This is a genomic window from Falseniella ignava CCUG 37419, from assembly GCF_000301055.1.
GTDB lineage: Bacteria > Bacillota > Bacilli > Lactobacillales > Aerococcaceae > Falseniella > Falseniella ignava.
In genome coordinates, this window is record NZ_JH932300.1 from 209,808 (window position 1) to 222,565 (window position 12,758).

At 39.2% G+C, this 12,758-nt stretch carries 11 protein-coding genes; 3 read left to right on the forward strand and 8 right to left on the reverse strand.

Features of this window, described 5'->3' with window-relative positions; all coding sequences use genetic code 11:
- Nucleotides 1–136: 136 nt before the first annotated feature.
- From HMPREF9707_RS01120 to HMPREF9707_RS01140, 5 genes are all read right to left on the reverse strand, one after another.
- Nucleotides 137–2,965 carry a DUF1002 domain-containing protein gene (locus HMPREF9707_RS01120; protein ID WP_006700888.1) on the reverse strand — a complete coding sequence of 943 codons (2,829 nt, stop codon included), beginning with the start codon at nucleotides 2,963–2,965 and terminating at the stop codon, nucleotides 137–139.
- 175 nt (nucleotides 2,966–3,140) lie between these two features.
- Complete coding sequence (locus tag HMPREF9707_RS01125) at nucleotides 3,141–3,854, reverse strand: YebC/PmpR family DNA-binding transcriptional regulator (RefSeq protein ID WP_006700889.1); 714 nt, start codon at nucleotides 3,852–3,854, stop codon at nucleotides 3,141–3,143.
- 137 nt (nucleotides 3,855–3,991) lie between these two features.
- Nucleotides 3,992–4,966, reverse strand: a complete 975-nt coding sequence (gene guaC, locus HMPREF9707_RS01130) for a GMP reductase (RefSeq protein WP_006700890.1) — start codon at nucleotides 4,964–4,966, stop codon at nucleotides 3,992–3,994.
- Between the two features lie 26 nt (nucleotides 4,967–4,992).
- Complete coding sequence (locus HMPREF9707_RS01135) at nucleotides 4,993–6,624, reverse strand: ABC-F family ATP-binding cassette domain-containing protein (protein ID WP_006700891.1); 1,632 nt, start codon at nucleotides 6,622–6,624, stop codon at nucleotides 4,993–4,995.
- A gap of 120 nt (nucleotides 6,625–6,744) precedes the next feature.
- On the reverse strand, nucleotides 6,745–7,224 hold the full coding sequence (locus HMPREF9707_RS01140; protein WP_006700892.1) for a nucleoside 2-deoxyribosyltransferase: 480 nt from the start codon (nucleotides 7,222–7,224) through the stop codon (nucleotides 6,745–6,747).
- A 138-nt stretch (nucleotides 7,225–7,362) separates the two neighbouring features.
- Between HMPREF9707_RS01140 and HMPREF9707_RS01145 the strand changes: the two genes are divergently transcribed.
- On the forward strand, nucleotides 7,363–7,737 hold the full coding sequence (locus HMPREF9707_RS01145) for a DUF3139 domain-containing protein (protein WP_006700893.1): 375 nt from the start codon (nucleotides 7,363–7,365) through the stop codon (nucleotides 7,735–7,737).
- Between the two features lie 64 nt (nucleotides 7,738–7,801).
- On the opposite strand, the gene HMPREF9707_RS01150 is transcribed toward HMPREF9707_RS01145, so the two are convergent.
- Nucleotides 7,802–10,057: a heavy metal translocating P-type ATPase gene (locus tag HMPREF9707_RS01150; protein ID WP_006700894.1), complete on the reverse strand. Its 2,256-nt coding sequence runs from the start codon at nucleotides 10,055–10,057 to the stop codon at nucleotides 7,802–7,804.
- Nucleotides 10,058–10,067: 10 nt separating this feature from the next.
- Nucleotides 10,068–10,526 (reverse strand): CopY/TcrY family copper transport repressor, encoded by a 459-nt coding sequence (locus tag HMPREF9707_RS01155; RefSeq protein WP_332244887.1) that lies wholly within the window; start codon nucleotides 10,524–10,526, stop codon nucleotides 10,068–10,070.
- Between the two features lie 119 nt (nucleotides 10,527–10,645).
- On the opposite strand from HMPREF9707_RS01155, the gene pta reads away from it, so the two are divergent.
- The gene (gene pta / locus HMPREF9707_RS01160) at nucleotides 10,646–11,629 is read left to right on the forward strand and encodes a phosphate acetyltransferase (RefSeq protein ID WP_006700896.1); all 984 of its coding nucleotides are present in this window, start codon (nucleotides 10,646–10,648) and stop codon (nucleotides 11,627–11,629) included.
- 50 nt (nucleotides 11,630–11,679) lie between these two features.
- Here the strand turns inward: pta and HMPREF9707_RS01165 are convergent, their stop codons facing one another.
- Nucleotides 11,680–12,177: a DUF4430 domain-containing protein gene (locus HMPREF9707_RS01165; RefSeq protein WP_006700897.1), complete on the reverse strand. Its 498-nt coding sequence runs from the start codon at nucleotides 12,175–12,177 to the stop codon at nucleotides 11,680–11,682.
- 92 nt (nucleotides 12,178–12,269) lie between these two features.
- On the opposite strand from HMPREF9707_RS01165, the gene tsaE reads away from it, so the two are divergent.
- The gene (tsaE, locus tag HMPREF9707_RS01170; protein ID WP_006700898.1) at nucleotides 12,270–12,758 is read left to right on the forward strand and encodes a tRNA (adenosine(37)-N6)-threonylcarbamoyltransferase complex ATPase subunit type 1 TsaE; all 489 of its coding nucleotides are present in this window, start codon (nucleotides 12,270–12,272) and stop codon (nucleotides 12,756–12,758) included.

Here is a 12,758-nt window from a genome sequence, read left to right on the forward strand (position 1 = left end):
ATGAAAAAGGCACCTCCTTTGTTATTTTCCATTGTTAATATTATCACAAATAAACGATTAATCCAATCTTTTTACAAACAAAAACTACCCGTTAAATCAATATTTAACGGGTAGTACATAAGATTGTCATCAAATGTTACTGAAGATAGATATTACGGAAACCTTCTTGCAGTGCAGCATTTTGTGTAGGTTCAAAGTGGATTTTTTGGTCTGGCATCCCTTGATTTTGTTGTGAGTGCAAAACAATCGGCTCGCCATTATAAATCGTCATCAAATAGAAGTGGGTCTGCATTGACGGACCGTTAATTTGATAATAGGATGCAACAATATTATAGGTGTCTTGAACCAGTGGGCCGTCCGGATTCCAAACGGATTGGACAGGCTGATCTGCTACCGCTAAAAAGTCATCCGTAATTTGTGCAGGGAATTCGACACCATACATATTCGCTGGATTTTCTGGTGAGGCAGGAAGATATTCTTGGTTCATATCTTTTTGCCATTCTGTCATAAAAGTATTCAATTGCTCAGTTTTTTCATTATTCCATGGTATTTGAGCAGAATCATTAGAATCATCATCAGTCGGAGGGGTGGCTTGATAGGTAGCTTCAAATTGTTGTCGCAAGTACTCGGTTTGAGTCGGTTCAAAATGGATTAACCCATCTTCTGCCCCTTGATTTTGTTGTGAATGCAATACTACGGGTTCCCCATTGTAGATTGCTAACAAGTAAAAATGAGGGAAATATTCTAAGTTCTCAGGTGGTGTTTGGCGATAGGCTGCGACGATATTATAGACGTCTGCTTTAAGGGGTTCATCAAAATTAGCCCAGCGCGCTGGAACTTGTTGATCACTCACTGCGAGTCGCTCAATTACCCCTGTAGGGAAATCTACACCATACATCGATTGTTGACTAGCAGGGGTTGCTTGGATATATTGCTCACCTGTTTCAACTTCGTAAGAACCGAAATAGCCTTTCATTTGTTCATCTTTAACAGCGTCCCACACAGGATCTTCTGTATTTGGATATTGTTCGATTTCACTTGGAGAAATCGGTTCAATGCTGGTCTCCTCATTTGGAGTCGTAGGTCGGTAGCCTACAACGTTTGTTGTAGTGAATCGATTGTTGGCGATATCTGTAAAGGCATTCGCTAATGCAATATTTTCAGTTGGGGTAAAGTGAACAAGTCCATCAGGAAGCCCTTGATTTTGTTGTGAGTGCAGTACTACTGATTGTCCGTTATAGATGGTCATTAAGTAGAAATGTCCCGCCATCTCTGGGCCGTTAACTTGGTAGTATGCAGCGACAATGTTGTATGTATCTGGTAATAATTCACCATTTGGATTCCAAGTTGCGGCTACCTTTTGATCATTAACAGCCAATAACCCTTCCGTTAATTGTTCAGGGAAAGTAATACCATACATATTCGCAGGATTATTCGGTGTTGCCGCGATATATTCTTGTCCCATTTCAGCTTGCCAACGAATCATAAATTGTTCGAGGGCTTGTTGTTTTTCAGAAGTCCAGGCCAAATGTTTGAGAATGGAGTTTGAATGGAGGTCATCGTTATAATAAGGATGTCCCATCACATGAGCGTAATTATTCACCTCTGTAATTAAACCATCAGGTTGGACACTAAATAATCCATAATTGGTCGTATCATCTTGGTTATCTTTTGTTTGGTAGACTAACTCGACTAAATACGAACCATCCTCTACAGGTTCAATCCAAGATTGAATGAGATCATTATTTGAACCTACTACAGCTTTTTGCAAATAGTCAAAAGCTGTTTCTTCCGTGAATGAATCGAAACCTTCTTTAGAATCGAGTAAATCAAAATGTTTTTCATGTAAAATCAAATAGCTAACTTTATCGATCGTATACATTGCTGTTACTTTTTCAGGTGATTGCGTGTCAGTATAGGCAGTAATAATTACTTGATGATCACGATAGGTGAATTCATACTTTCCAACCCCTTGAAGGGACAATGTAATCGTTTGGTCATGGTTATCAATTACTGACCATGCTTTACGATCATATTGGTTAGGATCAATTTTTGCGTATTGATTGGTGTGATATAAGAAGACACCTTCGAATAAATCAATGGCTTGTTCAGCCGTCCACTTCGTAGATGAATTTGCATCAATTTGTTTTTCAGTACGAGCATTTTGAGCTGCTTCAGATTGAGCATATTCTCGTGCATACGTTGTTAATAATTGAATTACGGTTTGAGAGAGGGTAAGTTGATGTTCTTTAGCCCAGTTTTCAATGGTTTGTTGAATTAATTGATCCAAAGCCGCTTGACTGGTGTCATTTCCTTCACCTAAATATTGATGTAAGCTGGTTTTTAGTAAAGCTTGAATTTCGTTAATTTGACTTTCGGTTAATTCTTTAGTTTCTTTAACTTGAATGACCGTTTTAATTTCATTTTGCGCTGTTGTAACGTTTTGGGGATTCAATGCTTGTCCTGCAGCTTCATACATTTTATAAACACCTGCCAAAGCACCTTCACCGGTGACAGGGTAGAGTGAGGCGATTCGAATTAAGACATCTTCCGCCCCAGCTGTAATCGCAGCATTGGCATAGGTTTGGGAATTAACATTTAAAATAGTTTGAGGTGTAACAATTTGAACTTGAACCCCATAACCAGGTTCCCTTGGTTCAATTACCGCACTCGAATAAACAGGTGTGATACGCGTTGATCCATCGTTTAGATAATGGTTAATGATCTCTCCATCAATCAAATATTGATTTTTTTGCTCAATTGTTTGACCTGTTAATAACTGTAAGGTGCGTTTAATATCATTTTCAGATAAAGTTGCACCAAGAGAAGCGCTCGGTTGAATCGATTTAGCTTGAACTCGAGAAATTACACTTTCATGCTGAGTAGAGTTGACCAAATTGACCATTGGAGACATTGTGTTTGTGCCAGCCAGTAGAATCGCTGCTAATAAATAGGACTTACGCATGAATATCACTTCTTTCTTTTTTATTGAGTTGCTATCTTTATTATAGAACAAAAAATGACTACAAAAGAGAAATAGACAAAAGTTTATAATTTTTTCAAGCGTTATTCATATAAAAGTCATATTTATCTATAAAAAAACTAACTTCGTCAAAATGAAGTTAGTCGTTTCAACTTTATTAGAGATCTACGTTGTGGTGTACTTTTTGAACATCTTCATCATCTTCAAGCAAATCGATGAGTTTTTCGAATTGCTCAAGTTCCGCACCTTCTAAAGTAATTTCTGTTTTCGGTAACATTTCTAGTTCAGAAACATCGAATTTTTCAATTCCATAAGCTTCAAGAGCGGTATAGATTTTTTGGAAATCCGTTGGATTACCATAAACGACAACATTATCTTCTTGCTGCTCGACATCTCGGACATCGCAGTCTGCTTCTAATAAGACCATCATGATTTCCTCGGCATCCGCATGTTCAAATACAAATACAGCGGTGTTATCAAATAGATAGCTGACAGATCCACTTACGCCCATATTACCGCCGTTTTTACCATAGATGGCACGGACATTTCCGGCGGTTCGATTAACATTGGTTGTTAGCGCATCAACAATAATCATTGATCCGCCTGGACCAAAGCCTTCATAGCGAAGCTCTTGGAAGTTCTCATCGCCGGTTCCTTTTGCTTTATCAATCGCTCGATCAATAATATGTTTTGGAACATCGTATGATTTTGCACGATCAATTGCGAATTTTAATTTTTGGTTGAGGTCTGGGTCAGGCTCACCTGATTTAGCTGCGGCATAAATTTCAATACCGAATTTTGCGTACACTCTGGACGTGTCTTTATCTTTTTGGGCTTTCTTTTCTTTAATATTCATCCATTTACGACCCATATCATCACACTTCTTTCATTAATTTGCATAAATCTATTATAGCAAATTTTTTGGATTGAACAATCTTATCTTTGTTCATCCGTTAAGACCAAAAAAGAGCTGTGTTTTAAACACAACTCTTGATAAGTATTCTGTAATTAACGGTCACCATTGTAGACGGTGTTACGCACTAAAACGTAATTGACGTGGCGTAGTGAATTAATATCTTTTCCACCCGCATATGAAATAGCAGATTGTAAGTCTTGTTGCATTTCAATTAATGTATCTTCGAGTTTTCCTCGAGTCGGGATGAGTTCAATTTTACCTTCGACGTTTTTGCGTTCACCTTTTTGGTACTCAGAAGCGCTACCGAAGTACTCTTTGTAAATAACCCCATCAACTTCACGAGATTTTCCAGGGCTTTCTTCATGCGCTGCAAAGAGTGATCCAATCATAACCATGGATGCGCCGAAACGATATGCTTTGGCAATATCTCCGTTATGACGAATTCCACCATCTGCGATAATCGGTTTTGTAGCAGCTTTTGCACAAAGACGAATCGCAGCAAGTTGCCAACCACCTGTACCAAAACCAGTTTTTAATTTCGTAATACAAACACGCCCAGGTCCGACACCAACTTTTGTTGCATCTGCTCCCGCATTTTCCAATTCACGAACTGCTTCAGGTGTCGCCACATTTCCTGCAATGAGGAACGCAGAAGGGAGATGTTTTTTAATATGGCGAATCATTCGAATAACGTTGTCAGAGTGACCGTGTGCGACGTCAATCGTAACGTATTCAGGAATGACACCGTCGCGTGCAAGTTCTTCTACGAATGCATATTCAGGTTCTTTAATTCCGATACTGATTGATGCGTAGAGTCCTTTGTTATGCATTTTTTCAATAAATGGACGGCGAGATGCTTCATCAAAACGATGCATAATATAGAAATAATCATGTTCAGCAAACCACTGAGCAAGTTCCTCGTTCATTACGGTTTGCATATTTGCTGGAACAACTGGAATTTTGAATGTACGCGGGCCAAATTGAACCTCAGTGTTACATTCTGAACGGCTTTTAACAATACATTTATTAGGAATCAACTGAACATCTTCAAAATCAAAAACTTCCATGATAGATTCTCCTTTAAATTAAATTATTATTTTGTTTCATACAATTTTGCAATACGTTGTTGAGCATCTTGATTATTAACATATTCACCGTAAGTGGTATTGATCAGATCGTAAGCACCATTCGGTGTTAATTCAATCACTCGATTACATGTAGTGTCTAAGACTTCATAGTCGTGAGAAGCCATTAAAATAGCTCCCTTAAACTTGATTAAGCCATCGTTAAGTGCGGTAATAGACTCCAAGTCGAGGTGATTTGTCGGTTGGTCTAATATAAGAACATTGGCTTTCGAAAGCATCATCTTAGACAATAGACAGCGAACTTTTTCACCCCCTGAAAGAACGTTCACAGGCTTCAATACATCATCGCCACGGAACAGCATTCTACCTAAAAAGTTACGTAAGAATGTGTTATCTTGTTCTTCTTTTTCAGCATATTGACGTAACCAATCGACAATCGTCATTTCGTTATGATCGAATTCATCCGAAGAGTTACGGGGTAGGTAGGTTTGAGTCGTTGTAACGCCCCATTCGTAGATTCCACTATCCGGTTCGAGGCGCCCAGTAATCATTTCAAAGAAAGTGGTGACGGCTAGGTCGTTACGGCTAACAAAAGCAACTTTGTCATCACGATTTAAGGTGAAGGTGATGTTATTGAGTAACACTTCACCATCAACCGTTTTGGATAAGCCTTCGACTCGTAGTAGGTCATTACCAATCTCCCGAGCAGGTGAAAATCCGACATAAGGGTAACGTCGAGAGGAAGGTTGGATATCATCTAAGGTGATTTTATCAAGCATTTTCTTACGAGAAGTAGCTTGTCTAGATTTCGAAGCGTTGGCTGAGAATCGTGCGATAAAAGCTTGTAGTTCTTTAATTTGCTCTTCTTTTTTAGCGTTTTGATCTGCTTGTAATTTGGCAGCCAATTGACTCGATTGTAACCAAAAATCATAGTTGCCGACGTAAAGTTTGATTTTCCCAAAGTCCACGTCTGCCATGTGAGTGCAAACTTGATTTAAGAAATGGCGGTCGTGAGAGACGACAATGACAGTGTTCGGGAAATCCATAATAAAATTACTTAACCACTCAATCGCTTGCGCATCGAGTCCGTTTGTCGGCTCGTCGAGTAGTAAGTTATCAGGACGCCCGAAGAGCGCTTGTGCTAATAAAACTTTAATTTTATCGGCTTCAACTAACTCTCGCATATATAAATAATGCATATCGGTAGTAATGCCGAGACCTTGAAGTAGGTCGCTCGCTTCAGCTTCTGCTTCCCAGCCACCCATTTCAGCGAATTTAGCTTCAAGCTCTCCAGCTCGGATTCCATCTTCATCGGAAAAATCTTCTTTTAAATAAATTTGGTCTTTTTCTTTTTTAACATTGTAAAGCTCTTGGTGTCCCATCATCACGGTCTCGAGGACTTGATAATCTTCAAAACCATAATGGTCTTGATTTAATACCGCAAGCCGTTCGTTAGGATCCATCGTAACGTTTCCTGTTGTAGGTGAGATTTCACCGGATAAAATTTTAAGGAAAGTAGACTTTCCAGCTCCATTTGCACCAATAACGCCATAGCAGTTGCCCGGTGTAAAAGTGATATTTACGTCATCAAATAATTTTCGGTCAGGAAAATGAAGACTGACGTTCGATACATTAAGCATTTATGAGCCTCCTCTAATATCATTGGGTCCTAAGAACACCATTGATAATATTAGCACATTCTTCTTGTGAAAGAAAGTTACAGTCTGGTAACTTTGGAGAAATGTTAAAATAATATGAGATTATAAATATTTTTCGATAGACTCGATGAGATCTGCCGAGCTACCGACGATTTCACCTCTTAATTTAACTAACCCAACCGTATACAAATTGATATAACTAAATTGAGATTCTGCAATGGTATGGAGCGCTTCGATTTTTTCTGGATTATCAGCTCCAGCTTGGCGCGTATCGGAATACAATCCGATAATTGGAATACCAGCTTGATATGCGACACCGATTTCAGAAGCGACACCTGGGTCAACGACTAAGCCGTCTAATACTGCGATCAACAACCGACTCGTTAATACCGCATCGGTATCCACCTGGGCAATTAACTTAGAGTCTGCATAGTTAGACTTATCATTTATTTCACTTTGTTCTTGTGGTAAAAATAAATTGATTTCTGGATAGCGTTCTCGAATTCTTTGGGCTAATTGTGCATTGAATTGAAGTTCCATTTCGTTGAAGAGAGGACTCGCAAAATAAACATTTTTTGACATGAAAGCAGCTCCTTTCTGTTGTTAATTTTATTATAATTGAGTCTATCGATTAATAAAAGCACCTTGATAAAATCATTCGTCGTGGTTATTCTTATAGAAAGGAATCAACTAAAATATGTGGTAAGAAATGAGGGCACGATGAAAGCGAAAAAGAAACGACGATTATTATTATTGATTGCTATTTTAGCGATTCTAGCTTATCAATATCCCGTTCAAAAGTTTCTAGCATCCAAGAAATTTGAGGCATATCTTACTGCTCAAGGTGTTTCGCGTGAGCAGATTGAAAGTGAGGAAATGATTAAAGATTGGAAGCAGGGAGGCTACCTTGTTATCGTCATTTTTCAAGATGATCCGAATTATAAATATTATTACCACTATGGCTTGTGGACCCATCACAGGGGAGAAAACTTGAAATTTCATCAAATGAGCCTAGAGATTATTGATATCCAAAAATCAATGGTATTGGATGAACCTTACGAGGGTAAATGCAAATACCCCCCAATATCGGAATAAACACCATAAAAAGCGACGAAGTTTTAATTTGCATCGTCGCTTTGAGCTTGAGAGCTATTTATTTTTATAATAGGCGTTGGTAACGTAGACGGAGTGCATTGGTTAGAACAGAGATTGAACTTAAACTCATCGCTAAAGCAGCCATCATCGGATTGAGAAGAGGACCGTCAAAGAATAATTTTAATACGCCCATTGCAATCGGAATTCCAATGATATTATAGGCAAAGGCCCAAAATAGATTTTGTTTAATATTTTTGAGAGTCAGTTTGCTTAAATGAATCGCTCGTAAGACATCTTTAAGATCGTTATGCATTAAGATCACATCTGCCGAGCTAATTGCTACATCCGTACCTGAACTTACTGCGAGTCCGATATCTGCTTGAGCTAAAGCGGGAGCATCATTAATGCCATCTCCCACCATCATCACACATTCACTATTAGTCTGTAATTGCTTCACAATTTGGGCTTTATCTTGTGGCAAGACTTGACTATAGACTTGTTCAATCCCAACTTGCTTTGCGATGGCCTCAGCAGTCGCTTTGTTGTCACCTGTAAGTAGAACAACTTTCAACCCTTCTGCAATCATCTGTTGGATGGCCTCTTCGGAAGAGTCTTTTACCGGATCGCTAATCGCTATGGTCGCAACCGCTCGTTGGTTGACAGCAGCAAAGATTGGGGTTTTCCCTTCGTTAGCCCATTGTATTGCTTGTTGGATAAGGTGATTAGGAATCGAAGACATCGATTCAATCCACGCTTGATTTCCAACTTGAATGGTTTGATCAGCAATTTGAGCTTCGATTCCTTTTCCGGTGATGCTGTTAAAAGATTCAACTGGTAACGTCTCAAAATTCTGCTCTTGACCATAACGGGTAATAGCTAGGGCGAGAGGGTGTTCAGATTGTTTCTCTGCATTATAAATTAATTGCATGACTTGGGCTTCATCTTGTTCTGAATCAACCAACCAATCAGTGAGAGTAGGACTCCCCATCGTAACGGTACCCGTCTTATCTAAGACAACCGTAGTTGTGTGATGCATTTTTTCAAGGGATTCCCCACTTCGAACGAGAATACCGTGCTTAGCGCCATTGCCTGTACCAACCATAATGGAAGTGGGGGTCGCTAAACCAAGTGCACAAGGGCAGGCAATAACAAGAACACTAATAACAATACGTAAAGTAAAATTAAGGGATTCGCCCATTACTAATCCCCAGAATACCCCCGCCAAAATGGCTAGGATAATAACGGTTGGCACAAAATAGTGTGCAACCCGGTCTGCCAAATTACTAATTGGTGCTTTTGAACCTTGCGCTTCTTGAACCATCCGAATAATTTGAGAAATCATCGTATCCTGTCCTACACGGGTGGCCCGATAAGTGAAAGCGCCTGTGCTATTGACGCTGGCTCCAATGACAGTGTCGCCAATTTCTTTAGCGACTGGCATGCTTTCGCCGGTAATCATCGATTCATCGATAGCTGAGCGGCCTTGGGTAATAATACCATCAACGGGCAAGCTCTCTCCTGGTTGAATTTGGATAAGATCATCAATTTGAACTTCATCAACGGGTTTGAGTGTTACGTTGCCGTTATCGTCAATGACTCGAGCGGTAGGTGGTGTTAAATTCATCAGTTCGCGGATGGCTTGTGCTGTTTGTCCTTTAGCTAATTCCTCTAAATATCTTCCCAGTGTCATCAAAGTAATGATGACTCCAGCGGATTCAAAGTATAGCTCGATAGGGTGATGGCCTGTTGTTGAAGTTGGTGAAATGACCCAATAGATTGTCGCAATGATACCTTGAATAAAGGCTGCGGAGGTCCCTAAGGCAACGAGCGAGTCCATTGAAGGTTGCTTATGTATTAATTGACGGAAACCACGGATAAAAATATCCCTTCCAAAATATAAAATCGGAACCGTAAGGATAAATTGAACCAAGGCATTACCTAAGGGAGACGATACGGGATCAATTATATGAGGCAAAGGAATTCCTAACATCGGGCCCATTGCAATGATAAAGAGTGGGATGGCAAAGAGAAACATCCAATATAATTGTTTCTTTTGCATAATGCGTTTTGCCTCTTTTTGACGTTCATCACGTTCAAATTGTTCTTGCGGGGACAAAATAAGATTTGCTTGGTACCCCGCCTGTTGAACACTTTCAATAATATTCGTTGGGTCTAATTCATTATCTGAGGTAACACGAAGTGTATCAGTCGCTAAGTTAACGGATGCTTCTTTAACAGAAGGGACTTTGAGCGCAGCCTGTTCCACTCGTGAGGCACAACTGGCACAGCTCATTCCATCAATATGATAATTTTGTTTCATTGAATTCCTCCTAAGTGTGAATATTTGTATGAGTACAGTGACATTCGCCAATTGGACAATTGCAAGGAATTTCCGTTGGCGCTAGAGCTCTTTTTTGTTCTAATGTTTGAATTAGTAACGTGCAGTCATCTTGTGATAAGGCGCTAGTTTCAATGAGTTCATTAAGGTAAGTGCCCACCTGACGTTTACAAATTCGATCGATAAAGCCATTTATTTGATCGAGGGACGCTTTTTTCTGATCAATCGTGGTAATGTATTGGTAAGGTCGAGTCTTATCAATCGAATCGATTAATTTTTTTTGCATTAACCGGTTCATTAACGATTTAATCGTGCCCTCTTTCCAACACGTCGTTTGTTGAAGTTGATCAATGATTTCTCGGCTCGTCAATCGAGGCTGGCTCCAAATTAGACGCATCACTTGCCATTCAGCATCGCTAATTGTGTAATCTATAATAACTCCCCTTTCAATCTAAAGTTTACAGGTGTAAACAAAAAATGTCAAGCAGTATGAAATAAAATGAAGAATATTCATTTAAAACCATCGATGAATTGTGTAAAATAAAGATATGAAAATAAAGGAGCGAAAATATGGAATTATTTAAAGCATTATCGTTAAAAATCAAAGATAAAAATTTACGGATCGTCTATCCTGAAGCAGAAGATGTCCGTGTTCTAGGGGCAGCAATTCGTTTGAAAGCTGACAAGTTGATTGAACCAATCTTAATTGGTAATCCTGATAATATTAAACAATTGGCAGCAGAAAACCATTGGAATCTAGGTGATATTGAAATTATTGATCCATCCAACTATCCTCGCTTTGAAGAGATGGTAGCGGCATTTGTTGAACGTCGTAAAGGAAAAAATACCGAGGAACAAGCACGTGAAATGTTACGTGATAATGTGTACTTAGGGACAATGTTGGTTTATACGGATGCAGCAGATGGTTTAGTTTGTGGAGCTACTTACTCAACAGGAGACACGGTTCGACCTGCACTACAAATTATAAAAACTCGTCCGAATGTAAAACTAACGAGTGGTGCTTTCGTCATGATACCGCCAGTTGAAGGTGGTGGTGAGAAGTTAATTATGGCGGATTGCGCGATCAATATTAATCCCGATGCTCAAGAATTAGCGGAAATCGCAGTTGAAAGTGCTAAAACCGCAAGAATTTTTGATATTGAACCTAAAGTCGCAATGTTAAGCTTCTCAACGAAAGGATCTGCTGCTTCACCTGAGGTTGATAAAGTTGTAGAGGCGACGCGAATCGCTCGTGAATTAGACCCATCATTACCTATCGACGGAGAGTTGCAATTTGATGCGGCGCTCGTTGAATCCGTTGCGGATAAAAAAGCACCAGAATCAGATGTAGCTGGGCATGCCAACGTATTCGTCTTCCCAGAGATTCAATCAGGTAATATTGGTTACAAAATAGCGCAACGTATAGGACAATATCAAGCGATTGGCCCGATCCTACAAGGGTTAAATAAACCGGTATCGGATTTATCTAGAGGATGTAATGAAGAGGATGTCTACAAAGTATCAATTATTACAGCAAATCAAGCTTTAATTTAAAAAGAAGAAAACGACCTTGCCCCAAGCAAGGTCGTTTTTTGATTTATTTATTATTCAATAATATTTACTGGAATTTCATCTTGAGTACCATAGTACCAACTAATTTCATCGCCAGCTTCTAAGATTTGCGATTTAACACCAAGTTCAGCATATGCACCATTGAGTAGATATACCCATGTATTGAAATCTTCATAGTCATTTTCGTGACCTTCGATTTCTTCTACGACACCTTCATCTTCGTTGAAGTGGAATTTCAGGTCTGTTTCATGCATCGCTTCGAGTACGCTTTTGCCAGCACCGTCATTGACAAAGGCTGTAGCAATCGGTTCTTCTTCGCCATGAAGGTAAATGTTAATCTTCACAGCATCTTCCGTTGCAACCTCAGTTGTTTCTTCAGTAGTTTCAACTGTTGTTTCGACTGTTGTAACTTCTGTCGTTGTTTCTTCAACGGTGGTTTCAACATTTTCTTTTTTATCTTGCCCGTTCGTACAAGCAACGAGTAAGATGGTTAATAAAGGTAAAAATATAAGTTTCAATGATTTTTTCATAATTTGCCTCCTTATTAGGACTTGTTTATATCTATAAAATAGCATAGAATAGCCATGAAATCAAATTTTTATTCAGAAAGGGGATATTCACGATGCGGATACGAACGACTTCACATGCTGAAACACAACAAGTTGCTAAGTTGCTCGCTCAATATATTCAGCCTGGGATGGTAATTAGATTAGACGGACCGTTAGGTGCGGGTAAAACAACGTTTACTCAAGGTTTTGCACAAGGATTAGGAATTACTCGCCGTGTCAATAGTCCAACGTACACTATTGTAAAGCAATATCCTATTCCGGATAAAAATTTTGAGTTAATTCATATGGATGCGTACCGTTTAGAACAAGGAGGGGCAGAGTCACTTGATATCGATGCTGTTCTTTCTCCGGATGCGATTACTTTTATTGAATGGGCACAATTTATCGAGGGATATTTACCTGAAGATTATTTAATGATTCAATTAAATCCATTGGATTCAACGACGCGAGAAATTACTATTAAGCCTTGTGGGAATTCATTGAAATACGATAACGTGATAGCTATGATAGAAGATGCGGTCGAAGAAAGAGGGTTAATCTAG